Here is a 23494-nt window from a genome sequence, read left to right on the forward strand (position 1 = left end):
CGCATGGTACCGCGTGGTACCATGCGGTGTCAGAGGCTTTTCGCGTCCCCCAGCCGCGTAGCGACCCACGCTCCCGCCGCCGCCACCCCCGCCATCGGCAGGAAGACCGCCACGAAGGCCCCCGGGTGGGAGCCCGTGCCCGTCGCGGTCGTGACCGCGTGGCCGACCGCCCCGCCGCCCAGCGCCGCGAACGCCGCGCCGCCCGCCGCGAGCAGCAGCACGTTGGAGAGGCCGTCCGAGATCTGGAGGGCGGCCGAGTTCGCGCCGACCTCCTCCGGCGCGGACAGCTTCATCAGCAGCACGCTCGTGGAGGCGATCACCGCGCCCATGCCGAGGCAGCCGAGCGCCCAGGCCACCGCGAGCACCCACACCGGCACCGCCGTGATCAGCACGCTCGGGGCGGCGGCGATGGCGAGCGCGACCAGGACCATGCCGAGGACGACGATCCGCTCCCGGTACGGTTCCGTCCATGGCCGGGCCTGGATCCAGGAGCCCAGCGCCCAGGTGAGGCCGCCCATGGCGAGGGAGAGCCCGGCCAGGGTGGGGCTCAGGCCACGCTGGGTGACCAGCATCAGCGGTACGAAGGACTCGGCCGCGATGAACGCGCCGGCGGCGATGCCCCGCAGCAGCACGACGGACGGCAGGCCGCGCGCGGCCCGGCAGGTGCCCTGCGGGAGCAGCCCCCGGACGGCGGGCACGAGGAGGGCGACACCGGCGGCGGCCGGGACCAGCGCGAGCCAGCGCAGCTCCTGGCCCGCGTACTGGAGGAGGGCCGCGCCCGCCGAGATGCCGAGCGCGAGCCGGATGCGGCGCCGGTCCCAGGGGGCGACGGGCACGGTCGGGTCGGCGGGCCCCGAGGCGGTGCGGCGGATCGCGGGGAGCGCGAGGGCCAGCGGGAAGACGACGAGGACGGGGATGCCGAGGAAGACCCAGCGCCAGCCGAGGTGCTCGGTGACGGTTCCGGAGGCGAGGGGGCCGACGACGGAGGGGACGACCCAGCTCGCGGCGAAGGCGGCCATGATCGCGGGCCTGAGGTGTTCGGCGTAGGCCCGGCCGACGATCACGTACAGGGCGACGATGACGAGCCCGCCGCCGAGGCCCTGCACGGCCCTGCCGAGGATGAACAGCCACATGGTGCCCGCGGTCCCGGAGAGCAGCAGTCCGGCGGCGAAGGCGCTGATGCCGACGGTGAGGGGCGCGAGCGGCCCGCTCCGGTCGGACCACTGCCCGGCCAGGACCATGGCGAAGAGGCTGGTGGTGAAGTACGCGGAGAAGGCGAAGGCGTAGACGGACACGCCGTTCAGCTCGCGGGCGGCGACGGGCATGGCGGTGCCGACGGCGGTCGCCTCGAAGGCGATGAGCAGGACGACGGAGACGATGCCGATACTGAGCGCCCGGTGGGCGGAGTCGAGGACGGAGTCCTTGGCCCCGTCGCCGTCGGGTAGGTCGGCCCTGGGGCCGGGGCGGGGGGCGACGTCGGTGGCGACGGCTTCGTCGGGGTCGGCCGCGGCGTCGCGGGGTTCGAGGGCGCTCATTCCCCCAGGGTAAGAGGTCAATGACCTGGTGACCCCTGTCAGGAGTCCCGGTCGGCCTCAGCCCTTGGCCGTACGACTGTGAACGGGGTGTGGCAGCGCCGTTGCAGTCGCATGGCACGCCCCCGGGAACCCTTGAGCCTCTCCAGGCCGCCGATCTACGGTTCTGCTCATGCACCGCACGACCGTGTGCCCGAGTGGTTGAGGGGCTCGCCTGCAAAGCGAGTTACGTGGGTTCGAATCCCGCCACGGTCTCTGAATGAAGATCCTCGAGGGGCGCCGCCTTGATCGGCACCCCTGCCGGGCGCCCTCGACGGGCACCCTTGATGATCTTCCTTATGGAACCTTCACATCCGGCGTTCGGGTGTGCCACAGTCCGCGCATGAGCGATCAAGGCAGACGCAAGCTGGGCGTCCTCGTGGGCGTCTCCCTCGCCGGGGCCCTGCTGCCCGGCATCACACTGGGTCCGGAGACCGTCGACGCGGCCTTCTCCGTCCTCTTCGCCACCGTGGTCCTGGCCGTCCTCACCCAGCTGATCCTCATCGGCCCGTCCGGCCGCGTCCCGCTCCCCGCACTGCTCGCCTTCGGCCTGGCGGGCTTCGTCCAGGACGCCCTGATCTGGTGGCTGATCTCCTGGCTGGCCCCGAAGATGTCCGACCTCCGCGTCGAGGGCCTGGGCACGATCCTCCTCGCGGCGCTGATCACCCGCGCGACGGTGGTGCTGCTGTCGCAGCTGTCGCCGGCGGCGGAGGACTGACGGGGGGGAGGGCCTACGGCTCGCCGCGCCACCCCTTCACGGCGAAGAGCCCGGCTCGGGGGCGACCTGATTGAGCCTCATGTCCACGGGGCCGCGGACATGGACCGTGCCGACGCCCATGCCCGCTCGAACGGCACACCCTCCCCCGCGCGATGATCGTTTCGACTTCGCCTCAGCAAGTTCCCTGCCCCGGAAACACAGCGATCGTAGCGTCATAAGCACCTGTTGAAGCTTGTCCCCACTGGGATCAACATCGCCCCGGACGTCTTCACGACCTCCGCACACATGGTTCACCATCGCAACTCGGACACCTCGGGCTTCCCGGGCCCGCCGTCGCTCCGCCCCCACCGCCGGACCCCCCTCCGGCCACGGCCACCGCCCCCGCCTCGATAGGCTCGACCCCGCCCCCGTCACCACGGGGTGCACGGACGACGGGGGCAGGAACGGTGGAACGGGCGCGCACGCAGCAGGAGTCCGCGCGGCGGATCGGCCCGTACCGGCTGATCACCCGCCTCGATCCGTCCCGTCCCGGATCCCCGCTCCCCTGCCGCCGATTCGTCGCCCGCAGCGAGGACGGCGAGCAGACCGTGCTCCTCAACGCCCCCCTCCCGGGCGCCGATCCGAGCCGCTTCGCCGTCGAGGCCGACGCAGGCCGCCGGCTCATCGGCCCCTGGATCGCGCCGGTGACGGTCATGGCGGGCCCCGGCGAGACGCCCTGGTACGCCGGCCCCTACGTCCCCGCCCTCCCGCTCCCCGTCGCCCTCGCCGTCCACGGCGGCACGCTGCCCGAGGCCACCGTCCGAGCCGTCGGCGCCACCCTCGCCGAGGCACTCGCCGCCGCCCACGGGCAGGGCGTCACACACGCCGGGGTCTCCCCCGCCGCCGTCCTGCTCACCGCCGACGGACCCCGCCTGACCTGCTACGGAGCCGTACGAGCCGCCTCCGCCGACGGCGAGCCCCGCACCGGCCTGCCCGGCCTCGACCCGGGCGCGCTCGCCCCCGAACAGGCCTCGGGCGGACGCCCCCGCCCGCCGGGCGACATCTTCGCGCTGGGCGCCGTCCTCGCGTACGCCGCCACCGGGCACACCGTGCCCGAACGTGACGAACTCCCGCCCGCACTGCGCCCGGTGATCGCCTCCTGCCTGGCCCGCGACCCGGCCGACCGGCCGACGGCCGCCGCCCTGATGACCGCCCTCGCCCCGCCGACGACCCACGGGACGGTACTGAACTCGGCCGGCTCCCTCCTCGCCCCGGGCTGGCTCCCCGGCCGGGTGGTGGCGGCGCTGGCCCGGCAGTCCTCGGAACTGCTGGCCGCCGAACTCCCTCAGCCGGTACGGGCGTGACCCCGACTACCGCACGCCTCCTCCCCCCCTTCCCCCGGACCTGACGGACCTCATCCCATGCTGTCGCCCCTGACCCACGACGACCCGGTCGCCGTCGCCACCTACCGTCTCCTCGCCCGCCTCGGCTCCGGCGGCATGGGCACGGTCTATCTGGCGCGCACCCCCGGCGGCCGTACCGTCGCGCTCAAGACCGTGCACGCGCGGCTCGCCACCGACCCGGCGTTCCGGGCCCGCTTCCGCCTCGAGACCGACGCCGCCCGGATCATCGGCGCCCGCCACGGCGCGGCCGTCGTGGACGCCGACCCGCTGGCCGGGACGCCGTGGCTGGCCACCGAGTACGTCCTCGGCCCGCCGCTCGACGACGCCGTCGCGCTCGGCGGCCCGCTCCCCGAACCGACCGTCCGCGCCCTCGGCGCCGCGCTCGCCGGGGCCCTCGCGCAGCTGCACTCCTCGGACGTGGTCCACCGCGACCTCAAGCCGTCGAACGTCCTCGTCACCGCGTACGGCCCGAAGATCATCGACTTCGGCATCGCGCGCGCGGCCGGCGACGACCACCTCACACGGACGGGGGCTGCGGCCGGCACGCCCGCGTACATGTCGCCGGAGCAGGCGAGCGGGCAGGAACACCCGCCTGCGGGTGATGTGTTCGCGCTCGCGGGTGTCCTGGTCTTCGCCGCGACGGGCCACGGCCCCTTCGGTACGGGCTCCGCCGCCGACCTCCTCTACCGCGTCCGGTACGCCGAGCCGGACCTCACCGGTGTACCGGAAGCGCTGCTGCCGCTCCTGACGGCCTGCCTCGCCAAGGACCCGGCGGCCCGGCCCACCACGGCAGCACTGGTGGACCACCTCCACGACGGCCACGGCGAGTTCGCCGACCACCTCCCGCCGCTCGTCCTCACGGACATCGCCCGCCGCGCGACGGACGTCTGGCTGCACGCCCCCCACCGCCTCCCGGCTCCGGCGGGCTCGGCCACGGCGGAAACGGTCCCGGACACCCCGCTGTCCCGCCGCCGCCTCCTGACGACGGCGGGGGCGGCGGCGCTGGGGCTGGCGGGGGTGGGGGGCGGGGTGTGGGCGTGGCTGGGGTCGCGGGACACCCCCGAAGCCACCAACGGCGCCCAGGCTTCCACGGGTCCCACCGCCCTGCCGGCCCCGACGGCCGCCGACGGGTCACCGGTGGCGCTGTGGCAGGGCAGCTCGCTCGACCGCGAGGAGGAGACCACGCAGCTCCTCGCGGGTGATGTCGTCGGCTTCGCGGAGACCGTCTCCTTCCGGGCCCTCGACCTGAAGGACGGCCGCGTGCTCTGGTCCGACAGCGCGGTCATGGAGCCCCAGCAGATCACCACCGACGGCACCTCCTTCTACGTGTCGGACGGCCCCTCCGAAGGCCCGGGGGCCCTGCAGATCCGTACGCTCGACCCGCGCACCGGCAAGGAGACGGCCCCGCAGATCGTCCTCAAGGGCTTCGACGGATCGGGCCTGGGCACCGAACTCCTCACCGCTTCCGGCGGCATGCTCTTCGCGTCCTCGCGGCGGGGCAAGAAGGAGACCGCCCCGGACGCGAACGAGAGGGGCTGGCACCTGATCGCGGTCGACCTCCGTACGGGAAAGGAGGCATGGCGCCTGCCGTACGAGTGGGACGGGGTCCGCCCCTGGCTCTCCCAGGTCGTCGGCGACCGGCTGATCCTCGGCAAGAACAGCGGTGATCTGGAGTTCTTCGTCGTCCAGGCCCGGGACGTGCGCACCGGGCGCCGGCTCTGGCAGCGCCGTATCGCGCTCAGGGACTCCCAGTCCTACAAGCCCGGCCAGCTCGCGATCGACGAACTGCACGTGTACATCGGCGGCGACCGGCTCCGCGCCCTGCGTCTCACCGACGGCGCGACCGCCTGGGAGTACGGCTCCGGGTCCACCTACTTCGGACTGCCGGCCGTCGGGCGGAACGACATCGTCTACGCGCAGGAGCGGAGGGAGTCCCCGGGTCTCGTGGCCGTCGTGGGCAAGAAGGGCACGTTGTTCTGGGCGGAGCACCCCTCGGGCCGCGCCCTGACTCCCGACTATCTCACCGCCCCCGTGGCAGGGGACAGATTCGTGTACGCCCCCGTCCACGGCGGGCTGAGCGCGGTCGGGATGACGTCGAAACGCTCGACGTGGGTCTTCCCGACGGACGCCAGCCGCTACGTCGTCGACAAGGAACGGACCAGGATCATCGGGGCCGGAGCGACGTCCGTGATGGCCATCCCGTACGCGTGACGGACACTCACCCGCCGTGTCCTCCCGCCCGTAGCCTCCCCGCCCCTCCCCTCCCGACCCGGAGAGCACCCCGTGACCACTCAGTCCCTCGCCACCGGCGACCCGCTCCGGCTCGGCCCGTACCGCCTGCTCGGCGTCCTCGGCGAGGGCGGCATGGGCAAGGTGTACGTCGGCCGGGACGCCGACGGGGTGCCCGCCGCCGTCAAGGTCCTCCGTCCCGAACTCGCCCACGACCAGCACCTCGCCCAGCGGTTCGTCCGCGAGGCCGACATGGCACGGGCCGTCACCAGCAAGGGCGTGGCCCGGGTCCTCGGCGCGCGGACCGAGGGCGGACGGCCGTGGATCGCCGCCGAGTTCCTCGCCGGTCCGACGCTCGACGAGGCCGTCCGCGCGTACGGTCCGATGGAGGTGCAGGCGGTCCGCGCCCTCGCCGCCCAGCTCGCCCGCACCCTGCACGACATCCACGCGGCCGGTCTGATCCACCGCGACCTCAAGCCCGCGAACATCGTGCTCACCTCCACCGGCCCCCGGATCATCGACTTCGGCATCGCCCGCCCCGAGCACGGCCTCACCCTCACGACGACGGGCCAGATCCCGGTGACCCCCGGGTACGGGGCGCCGGAGCAGGTCCTCGGACAGCGGGTCGGTCCGGCCTCGGACGTCTTCTCGCTCGGCGCGGTCCTCGCGTACGCGGCGAGCGGGCGGCGCACCTTCGACGGCGCGCATGTGGCGGCGGTCCAGTACGAGGTCGTGCACGGGACCCCGGACCTGAGCCTGGTGCCGCCGGAGCTCCAGGAGCTGATCGGGACGTGTCTGGCGAAGGACCCGGCGTACCGTCCGCAGCCGCCCCGGATCGTGGAGGCCTTCGCGCCGCCGAAGGGCGCTGACCGGGCGTGGCGCAAGGGGCCGCTGGCCGAGGACATCAAGCGGCGCGAGGCCGCCACGAAGCGCCTGACGGCGCCCGCCGACACCGCCGTGACGTCCGCGTCGCCGTCCCGGCGCCGCTTCCTCACCGGTGCGGCGGTGAGCGTGGCGGTGCTGGGGGCGGGGGGCGGGGCGGGCGCCTGGTGGCTGAGCCGGGGAGAGGGGAAGTCGCCGACGGCCGATGTGCCGCCCGCTGTGCCGACCCCGGAGGCCGCGTTCGTCTCGGCCATCGACACCGGGCCGGGTCAGTCCCCGGACCCCTTGTGGGGGCCGCTCGACGTGGTGGCGCCGGAGGGTGAACTCCCCCTCCCCGTAAGGGATGTGGTCGTCGTCCAGGCGAAGACGGGCGGCCTGCTCGCCCTCTCCGTGACCAACGGCAAGGAGCGGTGGCGGGCCAAGGACATCGACGCCGACGCGGGCTTCGTCTCGGTCGCCGACCGGCTGGTCGTGGCCGTCGACAAGAAGGGCGTCCTGAACGCCTTCGTCGCCTCCACCGGGGCTCCCGTCTGGCAGACGGGCGAGAACGTCGACGACGTGCTCGCCGCCGACGACACCCATGTCTACCTGGCGACCAAGGACAACGAACTCCACGCCGTCAACGCCTGGACCCTGGCCACGACCTGGTCACGGCCGATGCACTCGCCCCGCTCCCAGAACGGCCCCGCGAAGGCCGCCGTGGGCAGGCAGCGGCTCGTGGTCCACGGCCGGGACGGCCGCGTCGCCGGGCTCTACACCGAGAACGGCGAGACGGACTGGCAGATCACCAACCAGGGCACCGCCGGCCAGGCCCCGGCGATCGGCGGCAACACCGTCTACCTCGGCGGCCACACCCTCACGGCCCGACGCCTCGACCGCGGCGACTTCCTGTGGAAGGACGAGACCCTCCGCGACGCCGCGTACCACGGCTACGGCAGCCCGGCCGCGGACGGCGAACTGGTCGTCGCGGTCGACACGTACACCGTCTCCCGCCTCGGCACCATCCCGGACGTCGACCTCCCGAATTCGATGTGGTCCACGGTGCTGGACGGCTACGGCGAGGGCAGCGTCAGCCCGCCGGCCGTGGAGGGCACGACGGTCTGGGTCCACTCCCCCGACAACAAGTCCGTCGAGGTCATCCACAAGGTGTCGGGCGAGAACCTCTTCACCGTGACGATGCAGCGCACGGGCTCCTACCAGCTCTCCAGCGACGCCAACCGCGTCTTCATCGCCCGGGGCGGACGGATCGCGGCGATGCCGGTGTTCGGGGTGTAGGAGCCCGGGCGGGCGGTCTCGGCTACGGAGCCGTCGTAGGGTTCGGGACGGTCTTCAGCGTGCCCGTCGCGAGGCCGTCCTCCTGGCAGCCCAGTTCCTTCGAGATCTTCCGGGCCGCCGTGTTCGTGAGGGTCATCAGGCGGTCGCGCTGCTTCAGGTCCGTCTCCGGGGTGCCGGGCGGCCCCCACACCTTCACTTCGACGACGGTCTTGTGGGCAGGTGCCGCAAGGCCGCAGGAGAAGTAGAGGTAGCCGACCGCCGAGGAGGAGAACGCCTGGAGACCCGTGGCGTAGGACGTCACCTTCTTCGCGTGCTCCGCGTTCAGTCCCGGGGCTCCGTGGGCAGGGGCGAGCTGGACGGAGAGGTCGGTCTCCACGCTTCCGGCTGCGTGGAGACCGCAGTACTTCACCGGCTGCGGCCGGTAGGAGTCCGCCAGCGGCGCGCGGCTCGCGTCGCGCAGCAGGTCGAGCGCCTTCTCCGGCTTCGTCGAACCCTCCTCGAACCGCTCGGCCCCCATCGCCCCCTCCAGCGCCGCCGTCGCCGCGTCCCCGGCGAAGACGCCGCCGCAGATCCCGGCCGCCGAGACGCCGCCCGACTTCTCCGTACCGTCGCCGCCGCTCCCGTTCCCGCTTCCGGTCCCGCCGGAGCAGCTCGTGAGTACGACGGCGACGGCGACCGCCGCACCGATCCTGGTCAGCGCAGACCGCATGTCAGTCCTTCTCGTACGGGTCGGGCAGCGAGTTGTCCCGCGCGTGCAGACGCGAGGTCCGGACGTAGTTGACCAGCTCCTCGTCAAGATAGTTGCGGTCCTTCTCGCTCCAGCCCTCGGCGTTCGCGTAGGCGATGCCCGGCCTGAGCGAGTTCTCCTTGCCCATGGCCAGCGCCTCGTCGCTCAGGTCGTCGGACTTCTTCTTGAGCAGCTCGTCCTTCTCGTACTTCTCGCCGATGTCGTCGGCCTCCATGCCGATGAAGGTCACCACGGCGCCACCCACCGTCTCGGCGGCCAGCGGTACGAGTACGCCACCCGCGCCGCCGGTCAGCGCGACGACACCGCCCGCGGCGACCGCGCCCACACCGAACTTGACCCATTCGGTCGTCTTGCCGACGGCCTTCTTGTGCTCCTCGGAGTCCTTCTCGTAGTCCTTGTCGATCTGCGCCATGCGGGTCTCGTCCAGGATTCCCTGCGCCTCGGACCCGATCCGCAGAGTGGTCCGCGCGTCGGTGAGGTCCCGGTCGTCGAAGGGGGTTCCGGGCTTGGGGCCCACCTGGTCGAGGACGCTCGTCGTGTACAGCGACTCGGCCGCCGACAGGGTGGAGTGGCCGGTCTCGCTCTGCGACACGATGCCCATGAAGTTGACGGCGTCGCCGCGGTTCCAGAGCAGCTTGGTGTCGAACTCCGGGCCGAACCGGGACTTGCCCTTGTCGTCATTGAAGCCGAACGGGGAGTTCTTCTTCTCGTGCGTCGCCGTGTCGCTGTCCGTCTCCAGGGAGCGGTTCAGCTCGTCGATGTACGCGGCGCCCATCTTGCCGAGGCTGTCGTCGATGCCCGGCTGCTTGTGCATGACCTTGGGATCGCTGCCGTAGCGCTCGACGACCTTCTGCATGACCTCCGCGTTCTCCTTGGTCCGTACGTCCTTGAGGCCCTCGGTATCGGCGTCGTACGGGTGGCCGGTGGTCGCGGACTCCAGGGCGTGGCCGAGAGCGTTGTAGCCGGGCTCCTTGGTGCGGTCGCCCTTGTCGTTCAGCTCCTCGGGCCAGTCGCGGTCCTTGGTGAAGTAGTCGAACGGGTCGAGCTTCTTGTCGCCCTTGCCGTTCTCGGGCGTGAGGTCGATGGAGCCGCTGAAGAAGTCCGTCGACGCCTTCGGGTTGTGCCCGAGCCCCTCCATGAAGCCGACCATGGGGTCGGTGCCGAGGTCGCCGCCCTGCCAGTTGAGGTGGTTGGGCATGCCACCCAGCTGCTGCCAGGCGCGGTCGGGGGGCAGCCGGCCGTCGTGCGTCATCTTCCGCTCGGTGACGACGAGGGCGTTGCCGTAGTCCTTGAGGAACTTGTCGTCGTAGTCGCCGACCCGCATCAGGTTGCTCATGACCTGGAAGCCGTACGGGTTGCTGCCACGCGTCTGGATCGGCTCGCTGCCGGCCTTGATGACGTCGGCCTTCCACTGCTCCATGTCGGAGCTCGTGGAATGGGTCGCGGTGGCGAGCGTCAGACTCCAGTTCTTCTGGAGTTCCTTCAGCTTGTCCTGGTGGTCGGCGCCCAGGCGGGAGCCGTCGCTCGGATCGCCCATGTCCGCCCAGTACTCCATGCTGCCCTTCGGCCCGACCTCCAGGGCGAACCGCTCGGCGAAGAACGGGTCCTTCTGGTTGGCCTTGAAGAGGGCGTTGAGCTTGTCGATCTCCTCGGGAGTGGCGTCGTCGCCCTTCTTGTACAGCTCGTAGGCGGCGTGCGCGTCCTCGGCGTCCTGGGCCTTCGAGGCGGCCGTGAGGGAGTCGTAGCTCGTGTCGGAGAAGTTGTTCTTGTCGTTGCCGACGAGTCCGCGCAGGGCGCGGGAGGCCACGTCGTCGGCCTCGTCGGCGCGGGTGATCGCGGCCTTGATCGCGGCGCGCATCGCCTCGAAGTCGGCCTGCTCCGGCTTGGGTCCGTCGTAGTCCTTGGCCCGGCGGTCGGGGTGGATCAGATAGCTGACGACGCCGTCGGGGTCGATGCGTATGCCCTTGCCGGGCGCCTCCCCGACCAGCTTCTCCAGTTCGCTCTTCGCCGCCTGGAACTCACTCTGCGCGTCCCGCAGGATGTTGCGGATGCTGGTCGCCTCGGTCAGGGCGTCGCCGAACTCCTTGGCCGTCTTCCGGACGAACGCCTGCGTCACGCCGGCGTTCTCGCCCTTCCAGTCGGCCTTGTCGGCCTTGTTCCGGAGGCCGGTCTCCGCCTTCTCCTTGGTCTTCTCCAGCTTGGTCACCGTCTCCGACCACACGGTGACCGCCTCCTTGAGGCTGCCGAGCCGGGCGTGGAGGACCTGGTCGAACTTCAGCATCTGTATCCCTCGTCAGCCGCTGTTACCGGCGTCGGCTCACTTGAAGTGCTTGTCGATCGTGGACATGGAGAAGTTCGTCACCAGCACCTCTTCGTGGTTGGTGTGGCTGATGACGGTGTCTTCGAGGTGGTTGTGGATGTGCGCGCAGGCGCTGAGGAGCGTCTCGGCCTGGCCGCGCCAGGTGTCCCACATGGTCCACATCGCCGACCCTGTCCGGAAGCCGTCGCCGTCCAGGCTCGTGGAGGCGGTGTCGGTCTGGGCGCCTGCGTGGAAGGCGTCCCGCTCGAACCAGTGGAACAGCTCCTGGGCCTCGTTGCCGATGGCCTTGAGGTCGGCGGAGGTCACCTTGTAGTCGCTGGGACCACCACCGCCCCCGCCGGGGTCGGTGGGCACGCTGTTGAGCCTCATCGCCACGCTTTCGCTGCGGGCTTGGCTCCACTCCTCGTCGAACGACATGTGTTTCCCCATGGGTGAGTGACGTACGGCCTGGCGGCAGGCGGGTGGGCGGACTCGGCGGCGGGCGGGCTCAGCTACGCCGCGAGCGGAGGAAGGGAACGGCGACGGCGGCACCGATGAGCACGGCAGCGCCGATACCGAGACCGATCCAGAGACCGGCGTTGCCGCCGTCTTCGGAGGCGGCGGCCTGGGGGGCCGGGGCGGGGCCGGGGGCGGACTCCGAGGGGGCCGGGTCGGCCGACGGCAGGTCGGTCGGAGTGGCGGTCGGGGTCTCGGGGGCGGCCTCGGTGAGGTCGTCGATGGGCCGGATGTCGGCGGGGCCGGGGTCGCCGGGGGTCTTCAGGGTGCGCAGGGGACGGATGGCTCCGAAGCCGATGTAGTCGCTGCGCTTCTCGCCGCCCTCGGGCCGGGCGATGGTGTTGAGCATGACCTTGAGGACCTGGTTGTTGGTCCAGTCGGGGTGCTTGGCCCAGAGCAGCGCGGCGGCGGCGGAGGCGAGGGCGGTGGCGTCGCTGGTACCGGTGGACTGGCAAAGTCCGGTGCCTCCGCCACAGGCGTGGACGGTGTCCTTGCCCGGAGCCACGAGATCGACCTGGGGGCCGAACTGGGACACCGTGATGCGCTTGCCCTTTTCGTCCGAGGCACCGACCCCGACGACGCCGGGGGTCGCTGCCGGGTACTCGGTTTCGTTGCCCTTGTCGGCGCTGTTCCCGACGGCCGCGAAGACGAGTGATCCCTTGTCCAGGGCGTATTTCACGGCTTCGGTGAGCTGCTTCGACCCCTCCGTGGCGCCCTGCGAGATGTTGATGACCTTCGCACCGGCGTCAGCGGCGTAGCGGATGGCCTGCGGCATGACCCGGTTGAACTCTTCGTTGGCTGCGGCCTGACTGACCTTGCCCGTGTCCGCCCCGGGCACGCGGACGGGAAGGATCTTGGCCCCCGGGGCCAGTCCGTAGGCGCCGTTGCCGCCGTCCCGTGCCCCGGTGCCCGCGATGAGGCCCGCCATTCCCGTGCCGTGCCCGGTGTAGTCGGTGTACTCGTCTCCGGGCTGATCGGGGGCGAAGTCCTTGCCCTTGAGGATCCGGCCCCGCAGATCCGGATTCTGCTTCTCCACGCCACTGTCGAGAACGGCGACGGTCACGCCTTCACCCGTGCTGAGCTGCCAGATCTTCTCGGCGCCGAAGGCGTCCAAGTGCCACTGCCGGTCCCGGACACCTTCCGCGTGGGCAGGGACGGAAGCGATGCCCACCAGCAGCATCCCCAAGGCGGCCGAGGCGGTGACTCGGGCACGGCTCCGACGAATACTGCTGGTACGCATCTGCTTCCTCGCGCTGATCAGTCGATGACGGGCGGCGCCACGCGGCGGCCCTGCTGCCAGGTCTCCTCGTCCTCGACGAGGTAGTCGGGACGCTCTCCGTTCTGCTCCTCGCGGTCGCCGGGCTTCGTGGCGCCTCCGCGCACGAGACCGGAACCGCCCGGCGTGAACGGACGCCCGGTGCCACCGGCGGCGCCGGCGCGCTGCGCCTTGCCGCCGACGACCCCGCCGGTCTCACCGGCGAGGCGGCGTCCGCCGCTGATGCCGCTCTGCCCGGCGCCCGTGCCGCCCATGTGGCCGCCCATACCGCCGCCGCCCATGCCGCGGCCCATGCCCGTGCCGTTGCGGCCGCCGCTCTGTTCGTTGCCGATGACGGGGCTCCGAGGGAGGCCGGTCTGCGGGCGGCCCTGAGTGTGGGGCACAGGACGGCCGCCGCTGATGCCCTCGCGGGTGCCGCCCAGCGGGCCCGGGAGGCCGCGGCCGGTGTTCATCGGGTTGCGCGTGCCGCCGGTGACGGGGCCGGTGGGGGCCAGCGGCCCGGGGCCGCCCTTCCCGGTGAAGGGAGGGACGCCGTTGGGCGTCACGAACGGGGGCGTGCCGCCGTCCGGCTTGGTGAGCGGCGGCTGACCGCCCGGGGTGTGCGTGGTCGGGTGGGTCGTGGTCGTCTGCGGCAGCGTGTCCACGCTGTCGATGCCGAGGTCGACGGGGGCTTCGGGCCGGACCTCGGGGCGGATGATGTGCGTCGGCCCGGTGGTGTCGCCCTTCGGCGGGATCGTGCTGGTGTCGGACGTGGAGCGGATCTCCTGCTGCGGACGCGTGGTGTCCGACGTCGTCGTCCCCGCGTCCGTACCCGTGGAACGCCTGTTGCTCCGCGTCGCGGGGTCGATATGGGTGCCCGTGCTGAGATCACCGGTGCGGTCGGGAACGAACGCCCCCGGCGGCGGCGGGAAGGTCGGCGCCTCGTTGCTCTTCATGTAGAACGACGACCACTTGTACGCGTCCGAGAGGCGGTACATCTCGGCCGCCGCCGCCTGCTTGTTCTCCAGCTCCTTGGCCGCGATGGCCGCGGCGTCGTCGCTCTTCGCCATCGAGCCCCGCGCGTTCCGCGCGACGGTCTGCGAGTCCGGGTCGTTGTGGTACTTCAGGGCGGCTTCCAGGTTCTCCTTCGCGTTCGCGTGGGAGACGTACCGGGGCATGGCGCTCTGCGCCGAGGCGATGGCCGCGGCGTTCTCCGCCATGTGCTTGGCCCCGCGCTCGCTGTAGTCCGAGAGCAGCGTGGTCGAGTTGGCCACTTCCGTGGCCCACTCGACGAAGGCCTTCTCGGCCTCGCCCTCCCAGTCCATGTTCCTCATGCTGGCACGCAAGTCGGAGGCGATCGCCTCCATTTGGTCCGAGACCGACTTCAGCCGGTCCGCCGCGTCCCTGACGTAGTAGCTGCTCGCCTCGTCCAGCCACGCCAGCATCTTCTGGTGGTCCATGCCGGCGAAGTTGGTTCCGCCGCCTCCGCCGCCCTCTGCAGGCCTCATCCCTCGCCTCTTCCCCGTGCCGCTGAAATTCTGTCCGCGCCCGCCTACTGGTAGGGGCCGTCACCCTCGGGCTTGTCGCCGTGTCCGCCCGCCGAGGTTTCGCGGCCCGCTTCCTTGTCCGCCTTGTCCTTGGCGTCCTGCGTCCGCTGGTGGATCTCGATCATCTTGCGCTTGATGTCGTCGTCCATCTCCTCGAAGCCCTGCTTCGAGGCGACGACGGCGATCCCGAGACCTTCGAGGCAGTCCTTGAGCAGACCGGAGAGCGCCACCAGGCGCCCGAGGGTCTCGTCGTACGCGGCGTAGGCCCCCTGGGCCTCGGCCCAGGCCGCGCCGCCTCCGCCGAACTGCGCGCGGGACACCGGGGCCGTCTTCAGCTTCCCGGAGCTCGCGTCCGAGCCGTTGAGCTCCAGGATGAGCTCGTCGACACGCTGCTTGAACTTCTGCATGGAGTCGGCGCTGTACTTCACGGCCTGCGTTCGCATGCCCCCGCCCACGTAGGCTTCCATGCCCGCGCTCCTCCCCCGTGAACCGTCATGACCATGACGGGACGTCCGCTGCGTGACGCCTACCACCAAGTCTAGAAGTTCACTGTAGTCAGGAACGACGACAGTGCGCATCTCCCGGTTGCACAAGCAACGGACATCACATGGTTACGAATTGGGCACGGCGACGGCCGCCTGGGGGCGGATCGGGAGGCGGTTGACCGGGCGGCCCGTTGCGGCGCGTACCGCTGAGGCCACTGCGGCGGGTGAGGTGACGACCGGGATCGCGCTCGCCGCCTTCGCGCCGAAGGGCGCGACCACGTCGCGTTCCTCGACCAGTTTCACGATGCGAATGTCCGGGGCATCCAAGGATGTCGGGAGTGCGTACCCCGTGAAGTCGGGGTGCCGCACCACGCCGCGGGTCGTGCGCAGGTTCTCCGTGAGCGCCGCGCCCACGCCCTGTGTGACACCCGCCTCGATGCGGGCGGTCAGCTGCGCCGGGTTCAGGATGCGGCCGACGTCCTGCGCGACGGCCATCTCCACGACCCGTACGGCGCCGAGTTCGATGTCCACGTCGACCACCGCGCGGATCGCGCAGAACGCCAGGCCGACGAACGCGTCGCCCTGGCCCGCCTCGTCGAGCGGCTCCGTCGGATGCGGGCGGCACTGGGCCGTGGCCCAGAGTTCCTTGCCGTCCATCGCCTCGGTGACCGTCGTCGAGAGCACCCCGTCGTAGGACGTGATCTTGCCGTCGGTGATCTGGAGGAGTTCCGTCGACATCCCGAACTGGTGCGCCAGCGGCTGGAGAAGCTGCGTACGGACCATCTTCGCGGCCCGTTCGACCGCCCCGCCCGAGACCCAGGTGTGGCGGCCGTGCGCCGCCGGTCCGGCCGGCGGCTGGTCGGTGTCGACGGGCGCCACGTGCACCTCGTCGAGTCCCAGCGTGTCCTGCACGATCTGCCGGGCGAGCGTCGAGAAGCCCGAACCGGTGTCCACCGCCGAGCAGATGACCGTGGCCACGCCGTCCAGGACCCGTACAGTCGCCGTCGAGACCTCGTCGGCGCCCTCCGCGCCCAGCATGTGCACCATGCCCAGCGCGTAGCCCACGCCCCGCCGCACCGCGCCGGGTTCGCCCGCGCCCTCCGGGCCGCCGGGCAGCAGCCAGTCACCCTCCGGGGTGTCCTTCGGGAGGGCCGGCAGCGGGAAGTCCCTTACGGCCGCCAGGAGTTCGGCCACCGGCGCCGGGCACGTCACCGTCTGGCCGGTGGGCAGGATGTCACCCGTCGCCATGACGTTCCGCATGCGCAGCTCCGCCGGGTCCACGCCCAGTTTCGCCGCCAGTTTGTCCATCTGCGCCTCGTACGCCGCGCACACCTGCATCGCGCCCTCGCCCCGTACATGGCCGGACGGCGGGTTGTTCGTGCGGACCGCCCAGCCTTCGACGAAGGCGTGCGGGACGACGTACGGGCCGCACGCGAAGGCCACGGCCGCCGCGAGCGACTCGGACGAGGAGTCCGCGTACGCGCCCGCGTCGAGCAGGATCTGCGCCTCCACCTTCACGAGGCGTCCTTCCGCGTCCGCGTGGTGGCGGTAGCGCAGCAGGGTCGGGTGCCGGTGGGCGTGGCCGAGGAAGGACTCCTCGCGCGTGGCGGTGAGCTTGACCGGGCAGCCGGTACGCAGCGCCAGCAGGCCCAGCGGGATCTGGAAGCCCGGGTCCTCACGGTCCCCGGTGGCACCAGGGACACCCGTGACGACCAGCTTGACCTGGTCGGTCGGCAGCCCGAAGCAGGCCGCCGCCAGGTCCCGGTCGGTGTGCGGGTCCGTCGACGCGGTGTACAGCTCCACCCCGCCGTCCGGGCGCGGCACGGCCAGGCCCGCCTCGGCGCCGATCGGCGCCGGGTCCTGCCGTCCGATCCGGTACAGGCCCTCCACCACGACCTCACCGGTCGCGTCCGGGTCCCCGAAGCGCAGCGGGATGTGCCGGATCAGGTTCCCGTCGGGGTGCAGCGCCTCGGCCGCGAACGCCTTCTCCGGGTCGGTCACCGGGTCGAGCACCTCGTACTCGACGGTGATCGCGGCGGCGGCCAGCCGGGCCGTGTCGGGGTGGTCGGCGGCGACGGCGGCCAGCGCCTCGCCGTGGTGCCGGACCAGGTCGGAGGCGAAGACCGGCCGGTCGGCGACCTGCCGCCCGTACGTCGCCGCGCCCGGTACGTCCGCGGCCGTCACCACCGCCCGTACGCCCGGCATCGCCGTCGCGGCGCTCGTGTCGACCGAGACCACGCGCGCGTGCGGGTGCGGGGAGCGCAGGATCGCCGCCCACAGCAGGCCCTCGGCCCACAGGTCGGAGGCATACGGGAAGGTGCCCTCGGTCTTCGCCCGCGCCTCGGCCTGCGGGAGCGAGGTGCCGAGGCCGTGCGCGGGCTGCTCCTGGCCCAGGGGCCCCGCCCCCGACAGCTCGGGGACCGGGACCGGGGCCGTGGGAACGGCGGTGGTCGCGTCGCTGCTCACGCCATGCCTCCGTCGTGCGCGTGGGGAATCTGGTGCGGGACACGGGGCTCGTCGGAGCCCTCGTGCGCGGTGGCCGCCGCGCTCGCCTCGCGCTCGGAGACGACGTCCCGTACGGCTTCGAGTACGCCCCGGTAGCCGGAGCAGCGGCACAGGTTGCCCGCGAGCGCCTGGCGCGCCTCCAGCTCGGTGGGGGCGTGGTTGCCCTCCAGGAGGTCATGCACCGTCATGCACATGCCGGGGATGCAGAAGCCGCACTGGACCGTGCCGCACTTCGTCATCGCCCGCTGCACGTCGGAGGGTTCGCCGTCGACCGCGAGGCCCTCGACCGTCCGCACCTCGCTCCCGGCCGCGGTCGCCGCCGGCACCAGGCAGGAGGCGACGAGCCGGCCGTCGACCTGCACGTTGCACGCGCCGCACTCGCCCTGCGAGCAGCCATCCTTGGCCCCGGCGAGGCCGAGCCGCTCGCGCAGCACGTAGAGCAGGGACTCACCGATCCAGGAACCGGTGACGGGCCGGTCGGCACCGTTGACCCGGAGGGTGTACGAGGTGTGGGGGTGCTCGTCGCTGTCGGTGGACGCGAAGGCGCCCGCGGCGGGCTCGACGACGTCCTCGGGAGGAGCGGGCTCGGGATCGGGGGCAGGGGCAGGGGCGGAGTCGGGACCGGGGCCGCGGTCGGCGTCGGGCGCGCCCGGCTCATCGGCCGTCTCGCCGCCGTCCGCGACATCCGCAACATCCGCGTCGCCGTCGGCCTGAGCCGCATCAACGAGATCCGCGGCTTCCACCGGCCCGGCCGGTTCCTCACCCGATGCGGCGAGGGCCTCCGCCACCGGCTCCTCCGGCAGCGCCCACGGCGCCGGGGCGCCGCCCGGCAGCGTCGCCGGGGCCTCGGCGTACGGCCTGACGGGCGGGGCGGCGAACTCGCCCTGCTCCGCACCCGCCTCGGGCACTCCCACCGTGTCCGGTACGACCGTCTCCGGCACGGCCATGTCCGGTACGGGCGGAATCGACCACTGTCCGGTGGAGCCGGGGTCGACGGCGGGCGCCGCCACCTCCGTGAAGCGCCACTCGGCCGTCGCGTGCGGGTCCTGCGCCAGGTACTCGGCGTGCCCGGTCTGATCGGCCTCCCCGACCCGGCCGACTTCCCCGACGTGACCGACGTGACCGACCTGGCCGGCGTGACCGACCTGGCCGACCTGGCCGACCTGTTCCACGTACGCGGGCGGCCTGAACCGCTCCGCGCCCCCGAACCCCCGCTCCGCCCCCTCGACGTACTCGTTCCCGTCCAAGTACTGCGTCTGCTCCGCCTGCGCCGGCGGGTGGACCGTCCAGGTGCCCGTCGCCGCCGGGTCCGTCGCCGCCTGCGGGGCGAGGGGCTGGAGCGGGGTGATCATCGGCGGTACGTAGCCGTGGCCCGGCGCCTCCAGCGGGACGCCGTCCAGCATGAAGTCGGGCGGCAGCTGGACGAACGCCGTCGCGTCGCCGTCGTACCCCTCGCTCTGCGGGATCGGCTCCCAGCCGCCCGGGTTCCGGTGCTGCTCTTCGTTGTTGCTCACGACAGTGCCCTCCCCAGTGCCCGTCGGGCGAGTGCGGCGACGGTGCGCCGCAGGTGCTGTACGGCCGGGGGCAACGCCTCGCCGCCCGGCGGGTCCGGGATGCAGGCGGCGGCGACGTACTCGCCGAAGGCCGCCAGCGCCTCCGGGGCGAGGCCCCGGTCGTTGTCCCAGTCCACCAGCGAGGCGATCCAGCGCTCCGCCTCCAGCGGGCGCAGCGGCATCGGCGCCACCGCGCCGACCGCGCAGCGCACCCCGCGCCTGGCCGGGTCGAGGACGACGGCGACGGAGGCGGTGGCGCGGGCCGGGCCGGTGCGGCCGGTGGCCTTGACGAAGACCTGGGGGGCGTGGAGGAGCGGGACACGGACGAAGGCGACGAGTTCGCCGGGGGCCAGCAGGTCGCGTCCCGCGAGCAGGTGGGAGACGGGGATCTCGCGGCTGCCGAGCGGCCCGAGGACGACGAGGTCGGCCTCCAGGGCGGCGAGGACGGGCAGCGAGTCGCCGGTGGGCGCGGCGGTGACGACGTTGCCGCCGAGGGTGCCGGCGTTGCGGATCTGGGGCGGCCCCGCGGCGCGGGAGGCGGCGGCGAGGGCCGGGATGAGGGCGGCGAAGTCGGGGCGGCCCATCCGGGCGTGGGTGAGGCCCGCGCCGAGGAGGGCGTGACCGTCCTGGTACTGCCAGCCGCGGATCTCGTTGATGCGGCTCAGGCCGACGAGTCCGGCGGGGCGGAGCTGCCCCTTGTTGACGGCGGCCATCAGGTCGGTGCCGCCGGCGACGGGGACGGCGGCCGGCATCGCCGTGAGCGCCGCCACGGCCTCGTCGAGCGAGGCGGGCAGCGTCACGGACTGCGCCGTCTGTGGTGCGTGCGTGGTCAACCCGCTGCCCCTTCCCGGTGTCCCGGTGGTCCCCGACTGTGCCCGGCGGTCGCGCCTGCGTGTGGGCGTACCGTACGTGCTCACAGGCCGGACGTGGCAACTCTGGCACATCTTCCGAGCGGTCCGGCGCGAGGGCCCGCGAAGGACTGTTCCGTCCGGGACGCCCCGAGGAGCGACGGTAACTTCCGTTTCGCCGCTCTTGGGTGAAGGGGGATGTCGGGTCCCTCACACGATCGGGGGCTTCCCTTCGAGGGGGCGTCCGAGGACCCCGGGGCGCTGCTGCCGGGGGTGGGGTCCGGCGGGCGGCCGGTAGTCGACGCCGAGGGCGTCCAGACGGCGGTAGTGGGTGTGCATCCGGCGCTCGAAGGCCGGGTAGTCGCGCGCCTCCGGCGCGGGGAGCGCGGACCAGGCGACCTCGGCGAAGGCGGCGAGGCGGGGGAAGACCTGGTAGTCGACGCGGGAGCGGTTCTCCATCACCTCGGTCCAGGCGTTGGCCTGGGTTCCCAGGATGCGGGCGGCGGCCTCGGGAGAGAGGCCCGGTGGTACGGGCTCGAAGCGGTAGACGTCCTCCAGGGTGCGGACGTACCCGATGGGCATCGGCTCGTCCTCGCCCGGTGCCTGACGGTGGTCCAGGTAGACCTGCTGCTCGGGGCACATGACGACGTCGTGCCCGGCCTCGGCGGCGGCGATGCCGCCTCCGTAGCCCCGCCAGGACGAGACGGCGGCGCCGTCCGCGAGGCCGCCCTCCAGGATCTCGTCCCAGCCGATGAGGCGGCGTCCGCGCGCGGTCAGCCAGCGGTCGAAGTGGCGGATGAACCAGGACTGGAGGCCGTCCTCGTCCCCCACTCCCAGTTCCTCGATGCGGGCCTGGGCGGCCGGGGAGGCCTTCCACTGGTCCTTGGGGCACTCGTCGCCGCCGACGTGGACGAAGGTCGAGGGGAAGAGGTCGAGGACCTCCTCGAAGACGCCCTCGTAGAAGCGCAGGACGGTCTCGGTGGGGGCGAGGACGTTGGGGTTGACGCCCCAGGTGTCCCAGACGGTGAGGGCGGCGGTGTCGACGACGTCGGTGTTGCCGAGTTCGGGGTACGCGGAGATGGCGGCCTGCGAGTGGCCGGGAAGGTCGATCTCGGGGACGACGGTGATGTGCCGCTCGGCGGCGTGGGCGACGATCTCGCGGATGTCGTCCTGGGTGTAGAACCCGCCGTGCGGGGTGTCGTCCCAGAGCGGCGAGGCCCGGTGCCCCCACTTGCTGCGGGCCCGCCAGGAGCCGGCCTCGGTGAGCCGGGGGTGGCGCTTGATCTCGATGCGCCAGCCCTGGTCGTCGGTGAGGTGGAAGTGGAAGACGTTGAGCTTGTGGGCGGCGAGGAGGTCGAGGTAGCGCAGGACATCGTCCTTGGGCAGGAAGTGCCGGGAGACGTCGAGCATGAGGCCGCGCCAGCCGAAGCGGGGCCGGTCGGCGACGGTGACGTACGGGAGGTCCGGGTGCCCGGCTCCGACGGGCGCCCGGCGGTACGCCTCCGGGCCGAGGAGCTGACGGAGGGTCTGGGCGCCCCAGAACACCCCGGCGGGGCCGCCGCCCTCGATGACGACGGCGGCGTCGGGGCCCTCCGTGGTGAGGCGGTAGCCCTCGGGCCCGTACTCCCGCTCCACGTCCTCGCTGATCCGCAGGCTTACGGCGTGCTCGCCGGCCCCGTCGGGGAGGGGCAGCCCGGTGGCGGCACCGAGGACGGTACGGAGCCAGCGGGCGGTGGACCCGGTGCCGGGTCCGGCGTCGAGGGTGGTCCGCTCGTCGAGCGGGAAACGGCCCGGGGAGTCCCCGCGCACCTCCTGGAGGAGCGGCGCCGGGATCAGGTCCATGGGGTGGGCAGTGGTCATCGCGTCAGTCCTTCACCGCCCCGCCCAGTCCCGAGACCAGGCGGCGCTGTACGAGTACGAAGAAGACGAGCACCGGGACCGTCATCACGGTCGACCCGGCCATGATTCCTCCCCAGTCGTTCTCGTCGGGCTTGAAGAAGACGAGCAGGGCCATCGGGAGGGTCGACTGCGAGGTGTCGCTGATGAGGAAGGACTTCGCGAAGAGGAAGTCGTTCCAGGTGGAGATGAACGAGAAGACGCTCGTCGCCACGAGGCCGGGGAAGACCAGCGGGAAGAGGATCTGCCAGAGGAAGCGGGTGCGGCTCGCGCCGTCGATCTGGGCCTGTTCCTCCAGTGCCTCGGGGACCGCCTTCACGAAGCCGCGGAGCATCCAGATCGCGAAGGGCAGCGAGAAGGCGATGTGCGGCAGGATCAGCGAGCCGAGGGTGTTGAGCTGGCCGAAGTCCCGCATGAGGAAGAACAGCGGGATGGTCAGCGCCTCGACCGGCACCATCTGGGCGACGAGGAACATGACGAGCAGCGTCGTCCGGAACCGGAAGCGGAACCGGGTGACGGCCGTCGCCGCCAGGAAGGCGATGAGGGCGGAGGCGAGGACGACCGTGACCGCCACGATCAGCGAGTTGAGGAAGTAGCGGCCGAACTCCTGCTGCTCGAAGACCCGCCGGAAGGAGTCGAGCGAAGGGGAGAGCGTCCACGGCCGGGGTTCGGTGGACTGGATCTCGCCGGCCGGCTTGAAGGCCGAGAGGACCATCCAGTAGAGCGGGAAGGCGACGGCGGCGGCGACGAGCAGGGTGACCGCCTCGGCGGCGAGCCGTCCGGGGCGGCGGATGCGGAACCGGGTGACCGTCGCGCTCACAGTTCTTCTCCCTGGCGTCGCAGCAGCCGCAGGTGGAGGAGCGTCACGGCCAGCAGGAGCAGCAGCATGACGACGCCGATCGCCGAGCCCAGGCTGTACTGGGACGAGGCGAAGGCCTTCTGGTAGGCGTACACGTTGAGGACGAGGTTCTGGCCGGCGATGCCGCCGCCGTTCGTCATCACGTAGATCTGGGTGAAGAGCTTGAAGTCCCAGATGATCGACTGGATGGTGACGACGACCAGGATCGGCCGGAGCACCGGTGCCATGACCGAGCGCCAGATCCGCCACTGCGAGGCGCCGTCGAGGGCGGCGGCCTCCAGGACCTCGCCGGGGATGGCCCTGATGCCCGCGTAGACGGTGACCATCACGAACGGGAACGAGCACCAGACGACTTCGAGGAGGACCAGCGCGAAGGCGCTGTACCGCCCGTACGTCCAGGAGAAGTCGCCCAGCCCGAGCAGTCGGTTGACGGGGCCGAAGTCGGGGTCGAAGAGGAAGACCCAGACCGTGGAGCCGGTGATCGCGGGTGTGGCCCAGGCGCCGAGCGCGGCCACCATCAGGACCAGCCGGGGCAGGGCACGCACGCGCGTGAGGAGTACGGCGAGGGCGCAGCCGACGGCGAGCGTGCTGACGACGCAGGCGGCGGCGAACAGGACGGTGGCGAGGAGGACCTGCCGGAACTGGGGGTCGGAGAAGAGGGCGGTGTAGTTGTCGAAGCCCTTGAAGGAGGTGGGTTCGCCGCCGCTGACCTGGGCCTGGGTGTACTCCAGGAAGGAGATCAGGCCGAGTTGGTAGACGGGGTAGACGAGGAGTCCGCCGAGGACGACGAGGGCGGGCAGGAGGTACAGCCAGGGGGTCCACGGGCGGTGGCCCCTGGGGCCGCCGGGCCGTGCGGGCCCGGGGGCCGGGGTCGCGGTCGCGGTCGCGACCGGCCGCTTCTCCGGGGCGGTGAGCTGGGTCGTCAT

General features: G+C 72.3%; 17 protein-coding genes and 1 tRNA gene. 5 read left to right on the forward strand and 13 right to left on the reverse strand.

Annotation, left to right across the window (positions count from 1 at the left end; translation table 11 throughout):
* Positions 1-29: 29 nt before the first annotated feature.
* The gene (locus tag ABT154_RS15165) at positions 30-1535 is read right to left on the reverse strand and encodes an MFS transporter (RefSeq protein ID WP_351857194.1); all 1506 of its coding nucleotides are present in this window, start codon (positions 1533-1535) and stop codon (positions 30-32) included.
* A 180-nt stretch (positions 1536-1715) separates the two neighbouring features.
* Here ABT154_RS15165 and ABT154_RS15170 point away from each other — a divergent pair.
* The 5 genes from ABT154_RS15170 to ABT154_RS15190 all read left to right on the forward strand — a co-directional run bounded on the left by ABT154_RS15170 (position 1716) and on the right by ABT154_RS15190 (position 8057).
* Positions 1716-1787: transfer RNA gene (locus tag ABT154_RS15170), tRNA-Cys, on the forward strand.
* 127 nt (positions 1788-1914) lie between these two features.
* Entirely contained in the window at positions 1915-2289 is a 375-nt protein-coding gene (locus ABT154_RS15175; protein WP_351857196.1) for a hypothetical protein, read from the forward strand.
* 446 nt (positions 2290-2735) lie between these two features.
* Positions 2736-3632, forward strand: coding sequence for a protein kinase family protein (locus ABT154_RS15180; protein ID WP_351857198.1), 897 nt, complete (start codon positions 2736-2738; stop codon positions 3630-3632).
* 57 nt (positions 3633-3689) lie between these two features.
* Positions 3690-5882 carry a serine/threonine-protein kinase gene (locus tag ABT154_RS15185; protein WP_351857200.1) on the forward strand — a complete coding sequence of 731 codons (2193 nt, stop codon included), beginning with the start codon at positions 3690-3692 and terminating at the stop codon, positions 5880-5882.
* A 72-nt stretch (positions 5883-5954) separates the two neighbouring features.
* On the forward strand, positions 5955-8057 hold the full coding sequence (locus ABT154_RS15190) for a serine/threonine-protein kinase (protein WP_351857202.1): 2103 nt from the start codon (positions 5955-5957) through the stop codon (positions 8055-8057).
* A gap of 22 nt (positions 8058-8079) precedes the next feature.
* Here the strand turns inward: ABT154_RS15190 and ABT154_RS15195 are convergent, their stop codons facing one another.
* From ABT154_RS15195 to ABT154_RS15250, 12 genes are all read right to left on the reverse strand, one after another.
* Positions 8080-8766 (reverse strand): hypothetical protein, encoded by a 687-nt coding sequence (locus ABT154_RS15195; RefSeq protein ID WP_351857204.1) that lies wholly within the window; start codon positions 8764-8766, stop codon positions 8080-8082.
* A 1-nt stretch (position 8767) separates the two neighbouring features.
* Positions 8768-11086, reverse strand: coding sequence for a DUF6571 family protein (locus ABT154_RS15200; RefSeq protein WP_351857206.1), 2319 nt, complete (start codon positions 11084-11086; stop codon positions 8768-8770).
* A 36-nt stretch (positions 11087-11122) separates the two neighbouring features.
* Entirely contained in the window at positions 11123-11542 is a 420-nt protein-coding gene (locus ABT154_RS15205) for a hypothetical protein (protein WP_351857208.1), read from the reverse strand.
* Positions 11543-11612: 70 nt separating this feature from the next.
* Entirely contained in the window at positions 11613-12860 is a 1248-nt protein-coding gene (gene mycP / locus ABT154_RS15210; RefSeq protein WP_502969505.1) for a type VII secretion-associated serine protease mycosin, read from the reverse strand.
* Positions 12861-12877: 17 nt separating this feature from the next.
* On the reverse strand, positions 12878-14383 hold the full coding sequence (locus ABT154_RS15215) for a hypothetical protein (protein ID WP_351857210.1): 1506 nt from the start codon (positions 14381-14383) through the stop codon (positions 12878-12880).
* Positions 14384-14427: 44 nt separating this feature from the next.
* Entirely contained in the window at positions 14428-14889 is a 462-nt protein-coding gene (locus tag ABT154_RS15220) for a DUF2563 family protein (RefSeq protein ID WP_351857212.1), read from the reverse strand.
* Positions 14890-15033: 144 nt separating this feature from the next.
* The gene (locus tag ABT154_RS15225; RefSeq protein WP_351857213.1) at positions 15034-17373 is read right to left on the reverse strand and encodes a xanthine dehydrogenase family protein molybdopterin-binding subunit; all 2340 of its coding nucleotides are present in this window, start codon (positions 17371-17373) and stop codon (positions 15034-15036) included.
* On the reverse strand, positions 17370-18926 hold the full coding sequence (locus ABT154_RS15230; protein ID WP_351857215.1) for a (2Fe-2S)-binding protein: 1557 nt from the start codon (positions 18924-18926) through the stop codon (positions 17370-17372). The genes ABT154_RS15225 and ABT154_RS15230 overlap by 4 nt, the downstream gene beginning before the upstream one ends.
* Positions 18923-19798 carry an FAD binding domain-containing protein gene (locus ABT154_RS15235; protein WP_351857217.1) on the reverse strand — a complete coding sequence of 292 codons (876 nt, stop codon included), beginning with the start codon at positions 19796-19798 and terminating at the stop codon, positions 18923-18925. The genes ABT154_RS15230 and ABT154_RS15235 overlap by 4 nt, the downstream gene beginning before the upstream one ends.
* Positions 19799-20023: 225 nt before the next feature.
* On the reverse strand, positions 20024-21673 hold the full coding sequence (locus ABT154_RS15240) for a beta-N-acetylhexosaminidase (RefSeq protein ID WP_351857219.1): 1650 nt from the start codon (positions 21671-21673) through the stop codon (positions 20024-20026).
* A gap of 4 nt (positions 21674-21677) precedes the next feature.
* On the reverse strand, positions 21678-22529 hold the full coding sequence (locus tag ABT154_RS15245) for a carbohydrate ABC transporter permease (RefSeq protein ID WP_351857221.1): 852 nt from the start codon (positions 22527-22529) through the stop codon (positions 21678-21680).
* On the reverse strand, positions 22526-23494 hold the full coding sequence (locus tag ABT154_RS15250) for a carbohydrate ABC transporter permease (protein ID WP_351857223.1): 969 nt from the start codon (positions 23492-23494) through the stop codon (positions 22526-22528). The genes ABT154_RS15245 and ABT154_RS15250 overlap by 4 nt, the downstream gene beginning before the upstream one ends.

Source organism: Streptomyces sp. NPDC001728, from assembly GCF_040297565.1.
Classification (GTDB): domain Bacteria; phylum Actinomycetota; class Actinomycetes; order Streptomycetales; family Streptomycetaceae; genus Streptomyces.